A 23,109-nucleotide genomic window follows, 5' to 3' on the forward strand; every position below is an offset into this window, starting at 1 on the left:
TTACGGTCCCGGGGAATATTCAGTACCAGGTCGCCTAATGTTTCCGTCTTTACTTTTTTAGGATAGGAGCCATTGCGGCTGTTGCCAGTGTTGTGGCCTTCTTTGCTGTGTTTCTCATAGCCGAGATGTTCATCAAGTTCACCTTTGAGCATCTCTTCCACACCCTGCTTGTAGAGTTCACTGAAAAAAGATTGAAAGTCTTCCTTGCTTTTGAATTGCTTAAAAAAGTCCTTGGGAATTTTTGATTGTTCTTTGTCCATAAATCTGTATTAAAGGTAATAAAAAATGGGGCCAAATTTTGCGCCGCTCCCCAGGCAGGTGCAGCGAAGTGAGGCGCAGCGAAGCGCAGCCGAACGAAGCGAAACCTGCCTGGGGAATTAAACCCCTAATACAGTTACTTAATAACGTTTACACAAAGAACTTTATACTACCAATTAAAAGAAAGACCGCCATTCAATTTTCTCAACTCCCTTCTTTCAATTGCCAGCACTCGTCAGTCAATTTAATTAAGAACAATTTTCAGTAGATGGGACCATCAATCAAATTATAGCTGCCTCCAATTTACTTACTACCTCCAGATCAAATGGCAGCATTCCTAAATCGAATGATGGCTTCCATAATTCCAATGGCAGCCTTCCAAAATGGAATGATAGCTTCCATAATTCAAATGACAGCTGTCTTTTTTCAAATTACAGCCTCAATAATTATGTTCCCAATCGGAATAATTCATTTTTTGTCGGCATGTGCTAATTTTTTCACGAAATAAATAAGTTATATCTACAATAAGTTAGTTGGTGATTAGCATAAATTGGTTGAAGGCTAATATAAATTTTCTGGAGTTACCATAATTCACAGGATAGCTTCCATAAATCGAATGATAGCCTCCATAAATCGCATGATGGCTTCCATGAATTTATTTTAACCAAAAAAAAATCAATTGCCACCTGCACATGGCTGATTGTGAGTTGCGAATAGCTCATTATGACTCTCCAATACACCATTGGCAGTATCGATTAGCCCATTAGGTGAATTAATGTACTTATTGTCACATCGGACAAGACAAAGACGTGAAATCATAATTTTTTCCGTCATTCAATGAGCTGATGTTGTCAGCCAATGAGCTGAAGCTGTCAAAAAAAATGTGAATTAGATAAATCGATCAAAGTGATACAAATCTACTGATATTTGTGTATTTTTTAATATATTTGGATAGCCGCAAGTAATTCAAATCGATTTTACGCTCAAATAACAATTGCTTCTTTAATTTGTCCATATGACAACGGTCACTTACTTATGGACAAAATGGGTTCAGATATCTTTATTTTTTAATTTCAAATAGCCAGTATTGACAGGGGCTTAAGGGCGAACAAAAAATATTTTGGTACTGAAATTCGTCCAAAAGTAAATCACCGTTTGACGCTGGACATTTGGCTAAAGAAAGATCCAGATCTCATGAAATTGGTAATTGCGTACTATCGTGTATCAACTGGAAAGCAAGGTAAAAGTGGATTAGGACTGGAAGCTCAACAACATGCAGTGAGGCATCATTGTAATAGCAATGGATTTCAACTGCTGATGGAGATTCAGGAAGTAAAGTCGACACGGAAACGAAGAGTGTATTTAGAAAATGCGTTTGCACTTTGTCAAAAGCATCAGGCAGCTTTGATTGTTGCCCGGCTCGATCGTTTAGGCCGTGATGTAGAGGAGATCGCACGCAACATTAAACTACCGGTTGATATCATCGTTGCTGATAATCCCCATGCAAATCGCTTTACAATACATATTCTGGCTGCAGTCGCAGAAGAACAACGTCGTTCAATAAGTGAAAATACAAAATCAGCGCTGCAGGCAGCAAAACAAAGAGGGGTATTATTAGGGAAGAATGCGAATGCACTTGCATTACAAAATAAAGCAGCGGCTTATAAATTTGCGAAAGAACTTCAACCGCTCCTCTTTAAATTAAATGAAGAGGGTATTTGCAGTACAAGAAAAATAGCAAGTGAATTAAACAGATTGAAGGTGCCAACATTCAGGCCGGGAGGGCGATGGCATAGAACAAGTGTTCATAATGTACTTTCGAGATTAGAAATGACCAAAAATAAAGAGGCTGCCCCACACAAATAATAATAAGGAACAATGCATGTGTAAGTAAATACGCTTTTAAAATGGTTTAGAACTACCAAAACACTACAGCAGAAATGATAAAAACTATCAATTTTTTGGTACCTTCACCCTATAAATACTTCCCTCCACCCAGTTTATTATTCAATTTTTCGATACTAGCCGAATGAACGCGGACATCCGAAATAAAGCTTTTACACAAGATCAGATTAACAAGATTGGGAACACTATAATATACTTCTCAAATAAAATTCCTGATCTAAATAGAACAAAGATCTTAAGTCTGCTTTTTATAATTGAAGAAGCATGCATTAAAAAGTTTGGACACCACTTCTTTGGTATCGATTTTCAACTTTGGAAATCCGGACCGATAATAAAGGATATTTTCATTGACCTGTCTTATGAAACACCGATACTTTTAAATGAATTTATCAAACAGGAGAGCGAACATTCCAGCAATTTTATAGCCAATAAGACATTTAACAATGATGAATTCAGCGACAACGATATTGAACTAATGGATTTGATTATCAATTTTGCTAGTGAAAAATCTGCATCAAATTTAGTCGATCACACGCAAAGCCCGCATTCACTTTGGAGGAAATCGGCTATTCAATATGGTGTTCTCGAGTCCCTGGAAACTGATCTGCTAAATAGTACAGAATACACGATTGACTTTAGTCTTTTATTTGATAACTCCTCCATGCCTTCATATTTAAAAGAGAGATTTGAAGAATCGAAAGAAAATCTGGAATTTGTGAAGCATTTAAAACGATAGGGCTTGTTTTTACCAGGACAAATTATTTATTTCCCGGATTTTTTCTTCAAGAATGGCAATACCGCCAAACCCAAATACTTCATTGTTTTAGCTAAAAATGAAAATGATATTATTGTCGGCGCTTTGCCAACAAGAAGTAACAACGTGCCTTCGTTTGTAACGGTACCGCATGGGTGCATTAATATAGATGAAAGATGTTATAATTGTTATGTATTTGAGAAGGACAAGGTCGTGGGTAAAAAAGGATTTAAGTTTTACGAACCCACATTTATCTATGGCCATCAAATTGAGGATTACAAAATTGCAATTTTTGAGCAGGTGTATCCAATAGAGGGGGTGGATTACCATATTTTGGATCTATTGACTGATGCGGAATTTACATCATTGAAAAACTGTTTGCTGAATAGTACAAGTGTTAAAAATAAGATCAAAAATTACCTCCGTTAAGTATTTACTTCTTCTTTCTTAGTATATAAGATTGATAAATAATTGGTTACATTGAATTCTTGGGATATTAGCAAGAAAATAGTTGCTTTGTACTCATATGAACTACACAACATTTATCCAACCTAAGGAGGCAGCTGAAAATCTGAATAATCCTAACTTTCTTTTTATTGATTGTAGCTATTCCCTGGCTGATAAAAACTGGGGAGCAACCGAATATGAGAAGGCGCATATTCCCGGCGCTTTATATGCAGACCTGCACGATGATCTTTCTGGTGAAATTATAGCTGGTAAAACAAGCAGGCACCCATTGCCGCAGAAAGAAGCGCTGGTAAAATTATTTTCAAACTGGGGTATAGATAAAAATGTGCAGGTGGTTGCCTACGATGCTACTGCCGGGTTCATGGCTGCTGCCAGGTTATGGTGGTTGTTACGTTGGGCCGGACATGAAAATGTAGCGGTATTGAATGGTGGAAAGGGTGCATGGACTGCAGCAGGATATCCATTGACCAATGCGGTAAGATCTCTGCAACAAAAGGACTTTGTTGCCAGTTTTAATGATAACCTGCTAGCCTCTGCAACGGAAGTGCTGGCCTCTATTGAAGCAGGTAATACCTGTCTTATTGATTCCAGAACTGCCGACAGATATGCCGGACAAAATGAAACTATAGACCCTGTGGCCGGTCATATCCCAACTGCTGTATCTAAACCATTCAATGCCAAAATAGGAGCAGAAGGCGTAGCTGAGCCTTCCGTATATAAAGAACATTTCAAAGACGAATATGCGAAAGGAAATGTTGTGTTTTATTGCGGCTCTGGTGTAACTGCAGCATACAATGTATTATTGTCTGTATATGCCGGTTATCCGATACCGAAATTATATGCAGGTTCCTGGAGTGAATGGATCACAGACGCTGCCAGACCTGTAGTAACAGGTGCATAATGCCCGGTGAAAAAAATATTGAAAAATGATAAAACCCAACCCATGTTCAAAAAGCTTTTTTCATCCCATGCCAAATTAGTAGAAGATATCAGAAATGATAACTACAATAACTGGGAATCCCATTTCAATAATTATAACAACACCAATAGTAAAAAAGCCGATCCTGTTAAGCTGCAATCACTGGGACTGGAGATCTATGAAAAACACCTGCAGGATGTTATTCAGGATTATGCCATCACTGATGACGAGAAAAAAGGGCTCATCAAAATAAAAGAATATTTTCAGCTGTCCGATGCGGCCATCAATACCGTTAAAAGCAAGTACGCAAAAAATGCGGTTGCCGGGCTTTCAAAACAAAAACTGGCCGACAATCATTTATCCGAGGAAGAAATTCAGGAGATTGGGCTGTTTGCAAAAGAGTTGAATGTTTCAGATGAGGAAGTAACCCGCATTAATCAACAAAATGCATTGGAATTATATCAGAATGCCGTTAGGGATGTGATCTCAGATCAGCTGGTAACTGCTGATGAACAACAAACATTGAAACAGCTGGCGCAAACACTGGGTATCGATATCAGACAGGCTACCCTTGATAAAAAACTGAAGGAAGATTATTATTACCTCGTATTATTAAATGCCCTGGAGCAAGGTTATTTGCCGCAATGCAAACAACCTACTGTGGTAATACAAAACGATGAAGTTGCTTACTGGGAAATCAGTTCAAATTTCGTGTTCGCAAGAACCAATACAACCGGGTATTTCAGCCAAAGCAGCAAGGAAGGATTTAAAGCAACAAAAGGCGTATCGTACCAATTGGGTTCCAGCAGAAACTCGCCTATCAGGGAACATGTACTTGACAACCTGCCGGGTATTTTTGCCATAACAAATAAAGGGGTGGTATTTGCTGCGCAACAGCAATCCTTTGCAATCCCATTTACTCAATTACATGCATTCGATACGTATACTGACGGCATTGGTTTACAAAAACAGCAAACAGAGCTGCTTTTACAATTTTATGATAAGCAAATGTCAGAAGTGATTTTTAAAGTGCTCACCAACGCTATCAATGCCCACACATAAAAATAAAAAGGCCCCGACATTGTCAGGGCCTTTTTATTTTCTGGTTGTTTACTTCTTCGTAAACATAATGCTTTCACCCTTACTGGTCTTATTATCCAATAATTTTATTGCATAAGTGCCCTTCGGCAGATCGCTTACATTAAGTTGTACCTGGTTGCCGGTGGTGGTGATCCTGGTTTTTCTTAATTCCACGCCAGACATATTTACCAACACCATTTCTTTATTCTGCAGATCAGTGGCCGTTGTTTTTACATACACAAAATCCTGGGCCGGGTTGGGGTAAACGGTCAGGGAGAGACTGTTGTTGGCGTTATCTGTTGCAGTAGTGCTCTTGATTGTAACGACTTGCGAGTAAGGACCATCGCTTCCTTTTTCTACTGCTTTGATGCGGTAATACTGCACATCACCGGTTTTGTTTACGTCCGCATACATATATCTTGTGCTGCTTGCACCAGCTTTTGCATTGTATGGCACGTCTGCAATTTTGCTGAAGGTATTACCATCATTGCTTTTTTCCACCTCAAAGTGATTGGCACCATCATTGGTAGTTTCCCATACAATTGTATTTGCCAGGGTGCCTGGCAGACCTTTAACAGACAGGAATTGCACAGGCAGGGTACTCATTATTCTGGTCGTCATACCCTGTTGGGCAATACCGGCATCGTACATGCCATCAGTAGGAACGGCCTGATCGAAAAAGTCTTTGTCAAGGCCAATGCCAGTGTTTTGTCCAATATTTAAAGCTGCGCTGAATAAGCTCAGGGCGAAGTCCCATTGATTAGGATCGCTGTCACTTGTATTGGCGAACACCTGATCGTTTGCATTCAATTTCTTTTCTGAACCATCCATATTAAAACCCATAAGTCCACCAGCCAAATGATACAGGTTACTTTGGTGGATCAGCTGTGGGCCGTTAAAAGGTTGAATGTTAGGGTCGGTGATGTTGGAACCGGTGGCTATCCAGAAGATATTGTTCTTCATGGTTAGCACGTTCGAAACCCAGGGCGTTGATGCTATGCCTATCATGTTTCTGACATCAGGCAAACGAGGGGCATGTGTTTCAATAACATTGTTATTATAAAACTGCAGGTTCCGCACATCCACACCATAACCGTTATTTGTGTTTATCCAGAATACGTGTCCATTATTGATCAACAAATTGTATCCAACCACATTGTTGAGCGCCTGTTGGCCAGATGAGCTGCCGAACTCCATAAAGCCCAGGTTCTCGCTGCATTTGTTATACAGTATCTTATTATTGCTAACCGCCCCATACATTTCAATAGCGCCACCGTCGATTTGATAATCGTAGCTATTGCTGTAGCATTCCTGAATAATATTTCGGGTGATGGTATTGTTGGAGCCGCCGATCATGATACCCATGGCACCGAAATCGTCCCATTGAACATCGGGTGTATTCAGGATCATTCGCAAATTCATGATGGTACAATCTGAAACGGTATTATCGCTTCCACCATCGATGGATACGCCGCAGCCCAACTTTGAGATGGTAACGTTCTTAATTACATTATGTGAACCGTTGCCGTTGGTACCGTAGATATAAACGCCGTAACCAACATTGGCGGTTACATTATGATTCCACCAGGGCGTGTAATCATCAGTCAGCTCAAGACCATCAACCACAATGTAATTGGCCTGGTTCAGCCGGATGATGGTTCTGTCGTAGACGTTTTGTTCCGTGGGACTGTTTACGTTGTACTGCATCTTGGGCGCATTGCCTGCTCCATAGCCCATGATCACAATGGGGGCGCCGGCGCTCCCCGAACTGTTGATGGACAGGGTGCCGGTATACCATTGGTCGCGTTTCAGGAAAAGGGTGTCACCGGGCTTGAAGTAGTTGATGTACCATGGTATATCATTTATAGATCTCCATGGGTCTGTCATTGTTCCTTTGTTTAATCCCCAATTTGAGGGATCCACATAATAGTTAGTGGCATAGGAATGCATGGTCCCTAACAACAATAGTGCTATGAGACACAGGGATACTGGTGTTTTCATTGTTTTTCAAAGATTAATCAGGCCTTTAAAATAATGGTGTAGCAAAACTAGGTCATTCAGAAACCTGGAAAAACAGCTATATCTGTCGTATAAACAGTTATGCTTATTTTGGTGCAATGAGCAACATCTATTGTGCCAAGAATTACGACGGGCAGGTAATTCCCCACATTAAAAATAAACCTGATTTGCGTTGATGTTGCTACGTCATGTAATAATTTCTTAATATACAATCACCAAAAACCCTTAATAAGTTTGCACCTTCAAATAGGTGTAGGATGGACAATTCTTATATTTTAAGATTACAAGCTGGCGAAGAAGGGTGCTTTGAAGAAATATACTACCAGTATAACCAGTTCCTGTATTCTTATTTTTATAAACGAATACGGTCGACCCAGGTTTGTGAGGACCTGGTGCAGGAAACATTTATCCGGCTGTGGAAGTACCGGTCAAACCTGAATGCTTCGCTCTCATTCGATATTCAATTGTTCAGAATTGCCAAAACCACGTTGATAGATATTGCGAAAAGAGCGTCAAAAGCGCCAGTGTCGTATGTTTCCCACGACGAGCTGCCCGATGTGGCGGCCGAAGACAACTTTCAGATCTCCCTCGATAAAAAGGAGAAATTGCAGTATTTAATTGCCGCCCTTCCCCCCGTAAGAAAGAAAATCCTCAACCTCAAGATCAATGGCTATTCCAATAAAGAAATAGCCATCCAGTTAACGATCACCGTAAAAACGGTGGAAAATAACATCAATTCGGCCTACAGGGAATTGAGAAAACTCTCGAATTTAACACCATTGATGTTGTTGGTGTTTCTCCACTAACTCCCAATCTTACCAAATTGTTACCACTAGGTGTTTTTTTTCACTTGTTACGTATTGCTGGTAGATACCTCCCGGAATGAAAATAGACGAACAAGTAATCATGCGTTTTTTCAGGGGCGAATGCACTGAGGAAGAAAAAAGACAAGTGGCCGCTTACCTGGAATCGCATAAAGAAATATTGGATGGCTTTTTTGAAGAAGATGACTGGACACAATCACTGAACAGGCTGCCTGATGCTACTATCTCTTATAATGAAGAAGAACTATTGCAGGCCATTCAGGGAAAACTGCATGGGAGAAAGCGCGGGTTATTAAGGCATATGCAGCCATTGATGAAATGGTCGGTAGCAGCCTGTTTTGCGGTGCTGGCAATTAGTGCGCTTGTTTATTTTATGCAGCGGCCGGCAAACGATAACCATGCAATGGTATCAACAGGCACTGGCAGCTCTATGGTCAATGACAGTGTAATATGGACAAACAATTCCAGCATGGGTGAAAGCCGGTACTTATCGGATGGCTCGCTGGTATTGTTGCAGCCAGGAAGTGTGTTGCGTTATAAAAAAGATTTTGAACCGGGAAAAAGATGGCTGCAGCTTAAAGGGCAAGCGAAGTTTCAGGTTGCAAAAAATAAACAACGCCCGTTTACTGTATTCGCAGAAAATGTAAGTACCACTGCTATTGGAACCATTTTCACTGTTAATAGCAATGATAAACTTAAACGCGTTACCGTAAAGCTGGAAGAAGGAAAAGTACTGGTGAAAGATCTGAACCATCCTGCAAATGCGTTATACCTATTGCCAGGTGAGTACTGTTCTTTTGATGGAAAGGCATTACAAAAAACAGATTCTTTGTACTATGTTATGAAACCGGCCGCAGCCTCGGTGGTGCATGATAAAAAGTATTACTTCATAGATAGCACCTGTCAGCTGGATGCATCACATGTAATATTTAAAAACACAGAACTACCATCCGTTTTCAAAGCACTTAATAAATTGTATGATATAAAGATCGTTTATAAGAATATGCCAGACTCGGTGTTGTCAAAATCGCTTTACTCGGGTAGTTTCATAAAAGCAAAAATGAAGGCGGCTGATGTGTTACGGATTGTCTCCTTTATCAACGATCTGAATTGCCAGCGAGTGGATTCTAAAACATACCTTATCGGTTCCAAATAGATTAATAGTCAAATAATAAAAAATACTCCGCAATGGAGCCGGGAATACTATGCCCGGAATAAACTAAAAACTGTAATACAGAATTAAGATGAGCAACAACAACAGCATAATGAAACGGGTAGCTGGCATGGTATGTAGCGGATTACTGATAGGTATCACCACTTGTATCGGCACTGCTGCTACAGCACAATCAAAAACACCACTTCCCAATGATCCCTGGGCGCCCACTGCTATCAACAATATGCCGCCAGTGGCCAGCCTTACCAATGGCGTATGGTTAAAAGGTGATCTGCATTTGCACTCACGTCACAGTAAAGAATCATCCAACAATCCTGAATCAAAGATCATAAACTTTTGCAAAACTGTTGGTGTAGACTATATCTGTATCACCGACCACGACAACCATGTTGATGGTGATGTTCCCAACCATACCTGGGCAGATCCGGAGTTTAAATCAGACTCTGTACTGTTGTTGTATGGGGCTGAGTGGACAACCACCCGCGGACATGGCAACGTTTTTTCGGCCCACCCTTATGATCACCAACGACTGTATTTTGTACGCGACCAACGCGACGTTGTTATTCAGTCTGTAGTAAAAGAACTGGGTATTCATTTATCGGCCAATCATCCTATGGGGCCTAAAGATCATTTCGGTTTTTCATACGACATGGTCAGCTCCATGGAAGTATGGAATTCTGCCGTATGGAAAAAAAATGAGAATGCGCTGTTGATCTGGGACGACATGCTTTCATCGGGTAGAAAGATCACCGGCAGAGGTGGCAGCGATGCGCACCATGGTGTTCCTGACTCGCCAGACAAGGCAACGCCCAATAGCAAACAGGCAACGGCTAATTATGTAGGAACGCCTACTACCTGGGTGTTTGCTACCGCGCGTACCAGAGAAGCCGTTGTTGATGCACTTACCAATGGAAGAGTATCTGTTAGCGCGAACCCCTTTGCGCCCCGCGTTGAATTTTATGCTGACCTTGACCAGGATGGCAAAATGGATATGATGATGGGTGACAATACCAAACCCACTGGTAAACCTGCCAAATTCCGTGTACAGTTAACCGGTAAAACCGTAGCAGATTCCACCTATACCGTAAGCGTAGTAAAGAACGGTAATCCGTTCGGCACCTTTAAAACAACCGGTAAAAATCCTGTGATCGAATTTACAGATACACCGGCGACAGTAGGACGCACCTATTACCGGGTTGTGGTAGAAGGGCCATCAACACCTTATCCGCAAGTACCGGTATCCCAAACCTTGAGTGGAAACATGGTCGGTTTGTCGAACCCGATCTGCTTCAACTTCGATCCTAATTTTTGATTGCGGCGCTGACTAAATAAACATAATCAGAATCATTTTAAAAACACTCCGCTACGGAGCAGGGCTTGTATTGCCCAAAACGGAACCAAAATTGATAGCTATGCACGTAACACCAAACAAAAAACAACACACACAATGGATGCTTCTGTGCCTGTTGTTTTGCATTGGTTTTGCTAATGCCGGTATGGCCCAGCAAAACAAAGTTTCCATCAAAGGTATTCTGGTAAATGAAACAGGAGAAACGGTACCAAACGCAACTGTTTACATTGCCAATACAGACAGCAGCTTTTCCAAACAGGTAAAGGCCGATGATAAAGGGGTCTTTATATTTTACAACCTGAATCCCGGCGATTATCACATGCGCGCAAGCTCAGTGGGTTATGCCCCTGCAGCGAATGACGTGCATTACGATGGTAATACCGTACTCACCTTTACTTTCAATCTTACGCCGTTAAGCAGCAAGTTGAATGAAGTGGTGGTGGTAGGTTATGGCACCGACTCAAAACGGAACCTTACCAGCTCCATTACATCTGTTAGCTCAGAAGATTTTAATAAAGGGGTATACAGCGATCCTTTGCAAATGTTGCAGGGTAAGGTACCTGGATTATCTATCACTCGTAGTGGCGACCCCAACGTAGCTTCTTCCATTATATTAAGAGGACCCTCTACCTTGCGCGAAGGCGCCAATGAACCCTTGGTGGTGATAGACGGTGTACCCGGTGCTGACATCAATTCAGTAGCCCCTGGTGATATTGCCTCTATCGACGTACTGAAAGATGCTGCCGCCACCGCCATCTATGGTAACCGCGGCGCCAACGGTATTTTAATGGTAACTACCAAAAAAGCAAAGAAAGGACAGGCCCGCATCGCATATGATGGTTATGTGTCAGTGGACAAAGTATCGAACCGGATCGAGATGCTCACCGGCGACCAGGTGTACCAATTTCTGGCCAAAAATGGCCAGTCGCTGGCACCCAAAGATGACCTGCATGCCAATACCGACTGGCAAAAGGAAATTCAACGCCCCACTGCTATGTCGCAAAACCATAATTTGTCGGTGAGTGGCGGCAAAGAAGGTACCGCGTACGCGGCCAGTATTAACTATTTCAAGCAGGAGGGGATTTTAAAGAACAGTGGCGTGGAGCGTGTTACCGGAAGGGTGTTTTTGGAACAACAGGCCCTGGATAATAAATTGAAACTGGGCTTCAACGTTATAAACAGCGTTAATAACGCTACCACCAATCCAGCTCAGGCTACGGTATTGGCACAGGCGCTCCGGTATTTGCCAACCGTACCGGTTTACAATGCCGATGGAACTTATTTCGAAAACCGTGACCACTCCGGGTATTACAATCCGGTAGCGATGCAGAATAACGCTTTCGGAAAAAGTGAGAGCAAAAATTTGATTGCCAGTTTTACAGCCGCGTTGAAGCTCCCGTTTGGGTTCAGCTATAACCTCAGCGCTTCTTACAAAAACAACCAAAATGACTCTAACACCTACCTCACCAGCTACCTGGGTGTTTTGGGCGTAGGAGTAGCGGGCGGTCAGGCAACGCGTTCTACCTATAAGAACACCTCGAAGATCCTGGAGAACTTTTTGAACTATGAAAAAAAGTTTGGAGAGCATTCAATTAAAGCGCTTATCGGATATTCTTACCAAAAAGATGTAACCGGAAATGGATTTACCGCCAGCAACTCCAATTTCGTTGTCGATGACCTGAGCTATTACTATTTGGGCGCGGGTAATCCCAACCCTAACTATGTAATTAATTGGGGACCCAATAGCTACCGGGAGAAGTACCTCATTTCTGATTATGGCAGGTTGAATTATAATTATGCCGATAAATACCTGTTGCAGGCATCTCTCCGGCATGATGGTTCCTCGGTTTTTGGCGCCAACAATCGTTGGGGTTATTTCCCGGCGGTATCAGCTGCCTGGCGTGTGATCAGTGAAAACTTCATGAACAGGCAACATATTTTCGATGACCTGAAATTACGGGTGGGCTATGGGGTAACCGGTAATTCAAATGGTATTGATGTAATAACGCCGTTGCCTCTATACGGACCTTTTGGTATTGAACTGGGACCCAACGCAACCCCCGGTACTGGTACTATAAAAAATGCCAATCCGGATCTGAGATGGGAAAAAACAGCTATGGTGAATGCAGGACTTGATTTTGCCTTGTTGAAAAACAAGATCTCGGGTACGTTGGAAGTATATTCAAAAACAACCAGTGATCTCATCTTTAATTATCAAACTGGTTACCTGGCAATAAATAATATAACCGCCAATGCAGGCAAAATGCGGAATACGGGTATTGAGTTTAGTGTAAATGTAGCAGCTGTTAATACCAAAAACTTTAGCTGGAATTCATCGCTTAATATGTCGCATAACCTGAACAAATTGGTGTCGCTTACTAATGATATCTACCGATATGATTCTATCAGTACTGCAGCCGGTACCGGGGCAGGACAAACGAATGTATGGTTACAGATCCTGAAACCCGGCCTTCCGGTAGGACAGTTCTTTATGTATAAATATGCAGGTAAAAACGATCAAAACGTATCGCAGTTTTATGATCGGGATGGTAAGGTAGTAGGCGCACCCCAGCTTATCATTTCGAGGGACTACTACAGAGCAGGTACGGCGCAGCCAAAATTACAGCTGGGCTGGAGCAATGCATTCCGTTATAAAAAACTCGATCTGAGTATGTTTTTCCGTTCAACACTGGGCAATAAGATCTACAACCAAACCAAAGCCGAGTTGTTCAGACCCAGTACAGTGCCAACGTATAATATACCTGTAGCAGCCTTCAATGAGAGTAAAAGCGATGATTATAGCAATAACAATTCTGACCGTTTTCTCGAAAGTGGAAGTTATGTTCGCTTAGACAATGCTACTCTGGGATATACCTTCTTAAAACCGGTTAAGGCTATACAATCAATCCGGTTGTACGCAACTGCTAACAACCTGTTCGTAATTACCAAATATACAGGCATCGATCCTGAAGTGAACCTGGGCGGTCTTACACCTGGTCTTGATGTGAGCAGCTATTATCCCAAGATCCGCAGCTTTATGTTTGGCCTGAATGTAACTCTTTAGTAGATCTAAATATTTATACAATGAAACGCATTAATAAAATAGGTTTATTCATATTATTACTGGTTGTTACCGGTAGTATGTCTTGCCACAAACTTACCATAGAAACGCCCGGTTATTTAAATACTGATAACTTCCCACAAACCGAGGCTCAGATCTATTCTGTTGCAGCCCCCGTATATATAAATTTTAGAAAAGAGATACCGGTAAGCTATTGGTTCCTGCAATCGTTAAGTACCGATGAGTCCATTTTGCCGGTACATGGCAGCAACTGGTTAGATGGAGGCCAATACCTTCAGTTGCACTTTCATACCTGGAACAGGGACAATAACATGAATAACCAGGCCTGGAACTGGATCCTGACTACTATAAGTTATTGTAACAATATCTTACAGGATGTATTGCCGGCAGCACCAGATAGTATACCCGTGAAAAAGCAGATTGCTGCCGAAGTAAGAGGGATGCGCGCCATGTCGTTTTTCATTATGATGGACCTGTGGGGCAACATACCCATGCCCACTACTTATGGCGGTACAGATTTGCCTGTTACTACCTCCCGTAAAGACGTGTTTAATTTTATAGAAAAAGAAGTAAAGGAAATTTTGCCCGATCTGAGCAGTACTACCGGAGCAGCCACTTATGGCAGACCAACCAAATATGCGGCTTTCGCCCTGTTGGCCAAAATGTACCTGAATGCACAGGTATATACAGGAACTGACCGGTACAATGATGCTGTAGCGATGTGCGACAGCGTTATCACCAGTAATAAGTTTGATCTGGAAGCGGATTATCTCAATATGTTCAAGATCAACAACGGACCTACCACCGGTGGTGCTAAAGAATTTGTTTTTGCTGTTCCCTTCGATAATAAAGTTCAAACGGCACAGTTCTTTAGCCGGTATTATATGCACCGTTCTGCTGAAGTACAGAAAAAATACAGCCTGCCTACAAAAGCAAGCGGACCCGTAAGTACTACTGCCCCCTATTACGCTTACTTCAACGATGCCGGTGATCAACGCAATAACATCTGGCTTACCGGAATTCAGAAATATTACAATGGCTCTGATATTATCATTAAAACTACCAAGAAGGGGTACGACGAGTCTTATACCGGTGCCGATGGCGGCGATCCTTACGATTTTCATTTGAACCTTACACCTGATGTTAAGATCAAGAGTTTGGAGACTTTTGATGTAGGTAATGATGAACTGGCCTGGGCCATGGGTTATCGTTGTATTAAATATTATCCCGACAGCACGTCTACCACAAGGAACCAGTCTAATGATGTACCTTTCTTCCGTTATTCAGATATCCTGTTGATGAAGGCGGAGGCTATTTTACGGGGCGCTACCGCTACATTAGGTGCAACGCCGTTAACACTGGTAAACAGTGTACGTACCAAACGAGGTGCAGCGGCCTTTACTTCGGTTGATCTGGAAGGTTTGTTTGGTGAAAGATGCCGGGAGTTTGCCTGGGAAGCCTGGCACCGGAACGATATGATCCGCTTTGGAAAATTTGAAGACAAATGGATGTATAAAACAGACGCGGATGTAAGAAAGAGAATATTCCCCATTCCTTCAAGCGCCATATTGCTTAATCCAAAGTTAGCACAGAACGATGGCTATAATTAGTTTATTTGCACATAATAAAACACACATTGTTATATGAAAGCATTGGTTTGCCTTGCGATGGGCGCATTCGCTTTTCAAATGAGCGGTAACCCGGGTCTTCCCGATAATACGCCTATTAATAAGATACAGGTAATAGGCTCGCACAACAGTTATAAAAGAGCCATCGATCCGGCCCTGTTCAAAGTGTTTATGGAAAAAGATTCCAACAGGGTAAAAGGACTGGCCTATGCGCATATTCCCATCGAAGAGCAATTGAAAATGGGGTTGAATAACCTGGAGATCGATTGCTATCGGGATGAGAAAGGTGGTAAATACGCGCATCCAAAAGGGTTAGACATGGCAGCCGGCCAGGCGCCTTATGATCCCAATGGGGAAATGCTAAAACCCGGGTACAAAGTATTTCACGTGCCTGATTTTGATTTCCGCACCGATTCATACACCTTTGCAGGCATATTGACCAAGTTAAGGAACTGGTCAAAAGAACATCCGGACCATAACCCGGTTTTCATTACCCTGGAAACAAAGGGTGGCAGCGAGGGGTCTAATACCGAGGAGCTGAATGTAAAGGCTATGGATGATCTGGATGCAGAATTGGTAAAGAATCTGGGCAAGGAATATATTATTACGCCAGATGATGTGCGCGGCAAATATGCAACTTTGGAGGAAGCCGTACTAAAAGGCAACTGGCCAACGTTACAGTCAGCCAAAGGTAAATACCTGTTTGTTCTGGATGACCATGGCGCCAAACGGGCTACTTATATGGAAGGGCATCCTTCTTTAAAAGGACGTATCCTGTTTATAAATGCAGAACCCGGTACACCTGAAGCGGCTGTGTTGATCAGAAATGGTTCAAAGGAGCCTGGGATAAAGGAACTGGTACAAAAAGGATACATCATCCGTACCCGGGCCGATGGCGATACAAAACAGGCGCGGGTGAACGACCGCTCTTATTTTGATGCGGCCTGCAGCTCCGGTGCACAGATCATTACAACTGATTATTATCTTAAAAGCACCTTCTTTGATAGCCCTTACCAGGTTTATTTTGAAGGAAACAGTAAATACATTCGCTTAAATCCGGTAAACAACGCTGGTAATAAGAAATAGTATCGTCCAATGTAAGATTTTCAGTAGATACAATGTAGGGCTTCATCAGGTATAAAAACCTTTGATGAAGCCTTTGTTGTTTTTAACTTGTTAAGTTCTTATCGAACTAACGAACCCGGTATTGAATACCGATTAAATACCCTCTTTTGTAATTACTTTTCTCAATTAACATCCTGTTAGCTACATAGATTTGCGTACCTGCGTTTAATAAGTTAGTAGCCTTTGCAAACAGGCGCCAATGCGATTTGATGGTTTGTTCTAAGGAAAAGTCAAGCGTGGTATAGCCTTTTTGCCAATTGTCTAAATTATACCAGCCCGATATTTCATCGATGCGGCGGCCCGTATACACACCTGTGACCTGTGCAGTAGTACCATAACGGGGCAGGTGATAGCTGATACTGAGGTTAGCCAGGTGTTTCGATTGTCCCTGTAACGGCCGTTCCTGTGTTTTGGTAACCGTGATAATGTCTGAGGCCGGATTTTGTGGGTCTTCCCGCTGTTTGAATTTCTTTGTTTGTCTGATGCGTGAATAAGTAAATGTATAATTGGCAATTATACCCAGGTTGCCGATATATTTCACAGCAGAAAATTCAAACCCCAGGTTATTGGCAGTGCCATAGTTGCGCAATTGCTCCGTTAACTTACCGGCCGGAATATAGGACTGGCCATTGGCAGCGATGGCATACAGGGTATCCGTTGCACTGAGCAATGTTTTTTCGTAGGGATCTTCAATCCGTTTATAAAAGGCAGTCAGTTGCAGCGCATCTATAATCGCTGGGGCATACAATTCATACCGAAGATCGAAATTATCGGCCGTGCTTCTTTTCAGAAATGGATTGCCCGCTACATTGTAATTGTCGAGGTCCATGTTAAAAAAAGTAATGTCATAGAGCGATGGCCTGCTGAGTGCTTTATAGTATGACAATTTTATGCCTTGTTTGGGGGTTAATACATAACCCAGGTGAACCGAGGGCAGCCAGTCGCGATACCGGATGCTGATGGCTTTGCCGAATGGCGTGCCGGGATCAGCCTCGGAATGCACGTGCTGGGTTGTTTGTTCCTGCCGTAAGCCTGCGGTAATGCTCCAGCTATTGGTATGAAATTTCGCCTGCAGATAAGCGGCGCTGATGTTTTCTTTGGCGGCATAGGTTCCCGGTGTGTTCACGGTTCCCAATGGGTTTTGAGGCCCATTGTTATTATACCAAACCGCATCGTATATATTGGTAAACGGTTGTCCATTACCACTGGTAATGGCAGGAACAAAGGTGTAGATATTATAAAAGTTATCGCGTTGGCGGTATTGCAGCAAGGTGCCGGCGCTTATATCGAGTTGTTGTTTGAGTATGGCCGGTTTATAATGCAGGGTAGCATAGATGTCTTCCTCCTTTTCGGTATTGTGCAACCAGGTTCTGCTTAATGGCGCCAATAGCACCGGTGTTTGATGTACCTCATTATCTGCACCTACAATTCTTCCGGTATTGGCAGTCAGTTCGGCCCTGTCGGGGTAATTGCCATATGCAATGGAGTATACGGTTCTCCAGTTGAATGACAGCTGCTGGTTGAATTGATGATCGCCCTGCAAATTCAGGTGCTCGATGCTTTGGCGGTACATACGCGAGCGTTGCAGAATAGCTATGCGGCCGGTGCCAGGGCCTGTGCGGCCTTCAGCCAGACTGGTATCCACGGCATCACGGGTTTCTGCATCCAGTTTGTTTACATACAATTGATAAAATCGCAGCTGATGCCGGGCATTGAACCTGTAGTCAAACGCGGCATAGATATTTTTTCGGGTGCTGGTAGTAGAAAAATGTCGTTTTACAAAATCGGTGATGCCGGGTACATTGTTGGGCTGGGGTTCACTGTTTTGCAGAATAAGAAAACCATCAGCGCCGGTATGTATGTTCTGTATACCGCCCATAACTATTACCCCCAGCTTCTGATGTAGAAACCGTTTCGACCAGCTGATATTTCCATGAACATCGGGCAGGGGATGTTTGGTATGAAAAGATAAATTGTCATTGGAGAAATCGTCTGAACCGGCTACATAATTGGGGCCATATCGTTCGTATGGCGACTGCTTTTCAACTGCCCTGGTTTTAAAACCCAGGTAAGGTCTGTCGAAAAAGAGTTGACTGTAACCGGTAGCCAATTGAATTGAAAAGTTTTTTTGCTCTGGAACAGGTCGCGTTACAATATTAACCAGTCCGCCAATGGCGTCGCCAGCCATTTCGGGCGTCAATGATTTATATACTTCCACGTGATCGATGAGGTTGGCCGGAAACAGATCGAGCGATAAATAACGGTTGCGATCATTAGGGCTGGGAATGGCCATGCCATTTACCGTAGTGTAACTGTATTTGGGGTCCATACCGCGGATAACCGTTTTGCCGGGTGTGCCGGTTTCATCGCGCAGCACAGATACACCACTTACACGTTGCATCATATCGGCTACGGTAATATCAGACGACCGTTCGATGGATTCCCGGGAAATAATATTCACCAGCGGTACGGATGTTTTCTCCAGCATGCTGCTGTGCACCATATCGGTGTGCGCTTTGCTGCTGATGACTTGTACCGTATCCAGGTGTTTTGGAACAGGCTGTGCAAAAACAGGGTGGCCGCATAGTATGCCGGCCACCCTGATGATAATTTTAAGCTTGTATGAACGTATCATTAATGCTGATTCCCTTTGTGGTCTTGCTGAAACGCGCCAATGTCTTTACCGGGCGCCGTAATTTCTGTAGCGCCATACACGGCATCCTCTTTTACAACTGCCAACGGTGCGAATTCTGTATAGCCTTTGCCAATAGCAGGTGAGCCAGATGCCAGGTGAAAATCATAAGTGCCGGCATAATCATGGCTGATAAAATCGTACCCTGCTGGTACAGGCAACGGAAAGTTTACGAATTTGGGATTGTTGGCGCCAGGTGTGGTACCATTACCACCGTTAATATCGGTTGACTTTGCTTCTGTTACATAACCAGCTGGTAAAAACTGCGAAGTGATTTGTAAGCTATCGCCATAGTTAAAAGTATAGCCATACTTTACATTCTGCAGGTCAGCTGAAGGAACGCTGCCATTGGCGCCCATGATGGCCAGTCCAAAGGCGCAGTTCACCAACAGGTTGTTGTAACTGTTACCCCGGCCCTGGTTTTCAAAATCAAGCGAACCGCCTTCGCCTACTTTAGCCTGGCGGTAACCGGTATTTACAATGGTATTGTTGTACATGTTCATGTTAGCCTGCGGCGACAAGCCACCGGCATTGGCTGATTTAAAAGCATTACCGGTTCCACCCACAACCAGGTTGTACGCAATATCACCAACGCTACCGCTTTTTACGTTTACACATTCTCCGGCCTGAAAACCTACTTTTTCAAATGTATTGCGCATGATCTCGTATTTGCAACCTGCTACTCGCACCATATCATCAAAGGAACCGTACAGCCAGCTGTCTTCCAGTACGAAATTACTGTTGGGATTTTGCAACAGGATACCATAGCGCGCTTTATTAGGACGTGGATCAGTAGCCGGCGCCAAACCACCCAGGTATTCGAGCCGTGTCCATTTTATAATAATGTCGCCGGCGGTTGTGCCACCCTGTATACCGCCCCAGTATCCTTTAAAGGCTGGATCGGTATTGGGGTTCTGCGGATCTTTTGCCGGATCTGAACGAAGCGCCGGGTCCTGCACCGTAAATACTACCGGTTTGTCTTTAGTGCCCAGCACAATTAATGTACCGTTCACCTTTATACCGGGGGCATGATTTTGCGTACCAATGGCCGTAGCGCCGGTAGAAGGACCGGCAAAATATACTTTTACCCCACTTGTATCAATAAAGTATCCCCGGCATTGATCACAGCATCACCATAGTTGCTGTATAAGTAATAAGTGCCATCTGCTTTTAATGTTCCCTTGATCGCCCTTCCGTTTGTATTGAGCGTATCGCCATCGTTGATATAGCTACCCAGCACAGGTTGATCAGGTGTTAGATTCACTTCCGCATCTTTTTTGCAGGCGGCGAATAGTACCATTGCCAAACCAAGAGCGGTCAATAATTTTTTTTGCATAGATAAATGGGTATTTATATTATTTGTCATCGTCATCATCGTCGTTTGATTTAACCGGTTTTACAAACGCTGCGCGCACTGGGGTTGGCATAATGGAATGTTCTCCTTTCACAGCCTTCCAGGTAATAACATTCATAACCTGATCTGGAATAACATCCTCTTTCGAAAAGTCAAGCCCTTTCGACATGGCTGCCAGTTTTGTTCCACCGGGGTTTGTTTCATTGAGGTCTACATTGGCAGGTAACGACGTGAAGGCTGTACCATCGGATTGCGTATTGAAGCAACGCCACATGGGAATAGCGGCGGCATCGTATTGTGTCATAGGCGGCATGCCCAATATCAGCTCGATGGTGCGCAGCATGGAAGAAGTTGTGTACATGGTATGGTCTACAAAATTCCTTTTTACAAAACCACCGGCGATGTAAGCGGGTGAACGGTGTGCATCTACGTGATCAGGGCCATTTTGGGCATCATCTTCCAAAATGAATACAACCGATTCTTTCCATACAGGGCTTTTGCTCAGGTGTTCTATAAACATCCCAATGGCCAGATCGTTATCAGCTACGTGTGCAAAAGGAGAGGGGCGCCCTGCGGCCATGCCTTCCGTGTGATCATTGCCAAAGCGAACGGTCATCAGTTGCGGCAAAGAGTTGCGGGCTACAAGTGCATCGAAATCTTTTTCCCAGTTGCGATAACGGACGGTATCTCTTATATGCAGGTTAAAGCCTTCGAAGTTGGTAGCAAAATGTCCATTCAGCACCGGGATAGAAGCGCTCTTTTTAGTGGCAAACTCCCCATATGTTTTAAAACTAACCCCTGAACTGCTGGCCTGGTCCCAGAGATATATTTTATTCAGCTTGGTGGAACTTTTGGCCCCAAGGCCTCTGCGGCCATAGCTGGTAGGCCAGTTCTTTTCCATATAATCGGTAGCATAAGCACCCATGCTCCAGTTATGACCGTCGGCGCTTACTTCTCCATCAACATAAAAATTATCGAGCAACACAAATTGTTTGGCAATGGCATGTTGGTTAGGTGTGATCTTTTCACCAAATAAAAGCAGAGAGGTATCGCCATTGCCACCCGGTACATCGCTCAACACCTGGTCATAAGTACGATTCTCCTTGATAATATAGAATACATGTTTAACAGGAGAAGGATCACCCACTTTTTGTGGAACCGGGTTGCCGGCAGCAACACCAGCGGCCTGCGTTTCCGCTTCTTTTTTATAAGGGGTATTGTGGTATACCGCCTGGGAGTATACGGATAGTTGTTGTTCGGTAGGAATGGGGATAATGCTCATGGTACCCGTTAACAAACCACCGCCAATGTATTGCACCGTTTTAGGCTGCGTACTGTCGCCTTCGTGGATACCTACGGCCTGTTTTTTTCCAATAGGGTTGGGACCTTTGGGATTGGCGAACGATGAGAACCCTTTTCCATTGGAAACATATAGTTTCTTATCAACTACTTTAACACAGGTAGGGTACCAGCCGGTTGGGATGTAGCCTTTCGAAACACTGTGCCCCGGTTTACTTACATCAAATACTGCGAGGCAGTTGTTATCGGCATTGGCGATAAACAGGGTTTTATTATCATCGCTCAGGGATACGCCATTGCTGGTGGAACCGCTCAGCCGGGTGGGATACAATGCAGCATTTAATGTTTCCACCACCTTTCTTGATTTAATATCTATAATAGATACATTGTTGTCATTGGCATTCGCGACATATAAATACCTGCCGTTCTTCGATAAACACAGATCGTTCGGGTTATCACCCACACCAATACTATCCGTTATTATATTCTTTTTGGTATCAAAAACCATTACTTTATCGGCGCCCCACAAGGTGAGGTACAGTGCTGTGTTATCGGGCGACAACAAACAGGTATAACCTTCTGAACCCAATGGCAGTTGTTGCACGGTTTTATGGGAGGCCAGATCGATCACATACAAACTGTTGTTTTCTTTGGTGACAACATACAGCAGCTGTTTCTTATCATCGAGTGCAATACCCGTTGGCGAAATTTCAGCCTGTGGGTAAGGGGCGCCCAGCTTAAATGTATCGGTGGGCACCAGTTTATTATTACGGATAGCATATTGAAGGATCCAGTTATCATTACCACCGGAAGCATACAGGTTTTTTTCATCGGCGCTGAAAACGAGCCCGCCCCAGGAACGGCGGATCACTACTTCATCAAGTTGCTGATCGGTACGCACATCGATCAGTTGAATGGTTTGCGTGCTTTGTCCGTTGTTGGTAACGGCCGCAAAATGCCGCAAAGAGCTGATGGCAATGTTCAATGGCAGATCGCCCAATGGCAAACTTTTACCTGCCGGGGTTAATGACCAGCCATTGGGAAGATGTACCCGTTTGCTTTCAAGGGTAGAGAGATCCTGGCTCTGCGCCCGCAGGGCGGCAGCTGCCAGAAAAAAGCATAATACCTTTTTCATTGACTAATAATGATGTTGTAATAAATAAATTACGCAGGCAAG

17 protein-coding genes are annotated in these 23,109 nt (G+C 43.3%); 11 read left to right on the forward strand and 6 right to left on the reverse strand.

Annotated elements, in window-relative coordinates; genetic code table 11:
- Window positions 1-260: transposase (locus tag BMX95_RS21295; protein ID WP_177193706.1), on the reverse strand; the 260-nt coding region annotated here is incomplete at its 3' end.
- A 1,153-nt stretch (window positions 261-1,413) separates the two neighbouring features.
- Between BMX95_RS21295 and BMX95_RS21305 the strand changes: the two genes are divergently transcribed.
- The 5 genes from BMX95_RS21305 to BMX95_RS21325 all read left to right on the forward strand — a co-directional run bounded on the left by BMX95_RS21305 (window position 1,414) and on the right by BMX95_RS21325 (window position 5,366).
- Window positions 1,414-2,124 (forward strand): recombinase family protein, encoded by a 711-nt coding sequence (locus tag BMX95_RS21305; RefSeq protein ID WP_242673124.1) that lies wholly within the window; start codon window positions 1,414-1,416, stop codon window positions 2,122-2,124.
- 163 nt (window positions 2,125-2,287) lie between these two features.
- Window positions 2,288-2,899 (forward strand): Panacea domain-containing protein, encoded by a 612-nt coding sequence (locus tag BMX95_RS21310; protein ID WP_081200432.1) that lies wholly within the window; start codon window positions 2,288-2,290, stop codon window positions 2,897-2,899.
- 3 nt (window positions 2,900-2,902) lie between these two features.
- Complete coding sequence (locus BMX95_RS21315; RefSeq protein WP_081200433.1) at window positions 2,903-3,346, forward strand: hypothetical protein; 444 nt, start codon at window positions 2,903-2,905, stop codon at window positions 3,344-3,346.
- Window positions 3,347-3,443: 97 nt separating this feature from the next.
- Window positions 3,444-4,286: a sulfurtransferase gene (locus BMX95_RS21320; protein ID WP_081200434.1), complete on the forward strand. Its 843-nt coding sequence runs from the start codon at window positions 3,444-3,446 to the stop codon at window positions 4,284-4,286.
- Between the two features lie 42 nt (window positions 4,287-4,328).
- Entirely contained in the window at window positions 4,329-5,366 is a 1,038-nt protein-coding gene (locus BMX95_RS21325) for a hypothetical protein (RefSeq protein ID WP_133053906.1), read from the forward strand.
- A gap of 48 nt (window positions 5,367-5,414) precedes the next feature.
- On the opposite strand, the gene BMX95_RS21330 is transcribed toward BMX95_RS21325, so the two are convergent.
- A complete protein-coding gene (locus tag BMX95_RS21330) occupies window positions 5,415-7,271 on the reverse strand; it encodes a T9SS type A sorting domain-containing protein (RefSeq protein WP_242673125.1) in 1,857 nt (618 codons plus the stop codon).
- Between the two features lie 389 nt (window positions 7,272-7,660).
- On the opposite strand from BMX95_RS21330, the gene BMX95_RS21335 reads away from it, so the two are divergent.
- The 6 genes from BMX95_RS21335 to BMX95_RS21360 all read left to right on the forward strand — a co-directional run bounded on the left by BMX95_RS21335 (window position 7,661) and on the right by BMX95_RS21360 (window position 16,548).
- Entirely contained in the window at window positions 7,661-8,209 is a 549-nt protein-coding gene (locus BMX95_RS21335; RefSeq protein ID WP_081200437.1) for an RNA polymerase sigma factor, read from the forward strand.
- Window positions 8,210-8,285: 76 nt separating this feature from the next.
- Complete coding sequence (locus BMX95_RS21340) at window positions 8,286-9,383, forward strand: FecR family protein (protein WP_081200438.1); 1,098 nt, start codon at window positions 8,286-8,288, stop codon at window positions 9,381-9,383.
- 109 nt (window positions 9,384-9,492) lie between these two features.
- The gene (locus BMX95_RS21345) at window positions 9,493-10,713 is read left to right on the forward strand and encodes a CehA/McbA family metallohydrolase (RefSeq protein WP_242673126.1); all 1,221 of its coding nucleotides are present in this window, start codon (window positions 9,493-9,495) and stop codon (window positions 10,711-10,713) included.
- 100 nt (window positions 10,714-10,813) lie between these two features.
- Window positions 10,814-13,816, forward strand: coding sequence for a SusC/RagA family TonB-linked outer membrane protein (locus BMX95_RS21350; protein ID WP_133053907.1), 3,003 nt, complete (start codon window positions 10,814-10,816; stop codon window positions 13,814-13,816).
- A gap of 20 nt (window positions 13,817-13,836) precedes the next feature.
- Window positions 13,837-15,444: a RagB/SusD family nutrient uptake outer membrane protein gene (locus BMX95_RS21355; protein WP_081200441.1), complete on the forward strand. Its 1,608-nt coding sequence runs from the start codon at window positions 13,837-13,839 to the stop codon at window positions 15,442-15,444.
- 33 nt (window positions 15,445-15,477) lie between these two features.
- Window positions 15,478-16,548 (forward strand): phosphatidylinositol-specific phospholipase C1-like protein, encoded by a 1,071-nt coding sequence (locus tag BMX95_RS21360; protein WP_081200442.1) that lies wholly within the window; start codon window positions 15,478-15,480, stop codon window positions 16,546-16,548.
- A 106-nt stretch (window positions 16,549-16,654) separates the two neighbouring features.
- On the opposite strand, the gene BMX95_RS21365 is transcribed toward BMX95_RS21360, so the two are convergent.
- From BMX95_RS21365 to BMX95_RS21380, 4 genes are all read right to left on the reverse strand, one after another.
- Entirely contained in the window at window positions 16,655-19,222 is a 2,568-nt protein-coding gene (locus BMX95_RS21365; protein WP_081200443.1) for a TonB-dependent receptor domain-containing protein, read from the reverse strand.
- Window positions 19,222-20,292, reverse strand: coding sequence for a hypothetical protein (locus BMX95_RS21370; protein ID WP_081200444.1), 1,071 nt, complete (start codon window positions 20,290-20,292; stop codon window positions 19,222-19,224). The genes BMX95_RS21365 and BMX95_RS21370 overlap by 1 nt, the downstream gene beginning before the upstream one ends.
- Before the next feature lie 71 nt (window positions 20,293-20,363).
- Window positions 20,364-20,615, reverse strand: coding sequence for a hypothetical protein (locus BMX95_RS21375; protein WP_133053908.1), 252 nt, complete (start codon window positions 20,613-20,615; stop codon window positions 20,364-20,366).
- 19 nt (window positions 20,616-20,634) lie between these two features.
- Complete coding sequence (locus tag BMX95_RS21380; RefSeq protein WP_081200446.1) at window positions 20,635-23,067, reverse strand: bifunctional YncE family protein/alkaline phosphatase family protein; 2,433 nt, start codon at window positions 23,065-23,067, stop codon at window positions 20,635-20,637.
- Between the last annotated feature and the right edge of the window lie 42 nt (window positions 23,068-23,109).

This window comes from Niastella yeongjuensis (assembly GCF_900110245.1).
In the GTDB taxonomy this organism is placed as follows: Bacteria; Bacteroidota; Bacteroidia; order Chitinophagales; family Chitinophagaceae; genus Niastella; species Niastella yeongjuensis.

What these genes read in the sequence shown, in the direction of transcription:
- BMX95_RS21310 (WP_081200432.1), top strand. Translation starts at nt 2,288, where the DNA reads ATGAACGCGGACATCCGAAATAAAGCTTTTACACAAGATCAGATTAAC.
- BMX95_RS21320 (WP_081200434.1), top strand. Translation starts at nt 3,444, where the DNA reads ATGAACTACACAACATTTATCCAACCTAAGGAGGCAGCTGAAAATCTG.
- BMX95_RS21325 (WP_133053906.1), top strand. Translation starts at nt 4,329, where the DNA reads ATGTTCAAAAAGCTTTTTTCATCCCATGCCAAATTAGTAGAAGATATC.
- BMX95_RS21330 (WP_242673125.1), bottom strand. Translation starts at nt 7,271, where the DNA reads ATGACAGACCCATGGAGATCTATAAATGATATACCATGGTACATCAAC.
- BMX95_RS21335 (WP_081200437.1), top strand. Translation starts at nt 7,661, where the DNA reads ATGGACAATTCTTATATTTTAAGATTACAAGCTGGCGAAGAAGGGTGC.
- BMX95_RS21340 (WP_081200438.1), top strand. Translation starts at nt 8,286, where the DNA reads ATGAAAATAGACGAACAAGTAATCATGCGTTTTTTCAGGGGCGAATGC.
- BMX95_RS21345 (WP_242673126.1), top strand. Translation starts at nt 9,493, where the DNA reads ATGAAACGGGTAGCTGGCATGGTATGTAGCGGATTACTGATAGGTATC.
- BMX95_RS21350 (WP_133053907.1), top strand. Translation starts at nt 10,814, where the DNA reads ATGCACGTAACACCAAACAAAAAACAACACACACAATGGATGCTTCTG.
- BMX95_RS21355 (WP_081200441.1), top strand. Translation starts at nt 13,837, where the DNA reads ATGAAACGCATTAATAAAATAGGTTTATTCATATTATTACTGGTTGTT.
- BMX95_RS21360 (WP_081200442.1), top strand. Translation starts at nt 15,478, where the DNA reads ATGAAAGCATTGGTTTGCCTTGCGATGGGCGCATTCGCTTTTCAAATG.
- BMX95_RS21365 (WP_081200443.1), bottom strand. Translation starts at nt 19,222, where the DNA reads ATGATACGTTCATACAAGCTTAAAATTATCATCAGGGTGGCCGGCATA.
- BMX95_RS21375 (WP_133053908.1), bottom strand. Translation starts at nt 20,615, where the DNA reads ATGCAAAAAAAATTATTGACCGCTCTTGGTTTGGCAATGGTACTATTC.
- BMX95_RS21380 (WP_081200446.1), bottom strand. Translation starts at nt 23,067, where the DNA reads ATGAAAAAGGTATTATGCTTTTTTCTGGCAGCTGCCGCCCTGCGGGCG.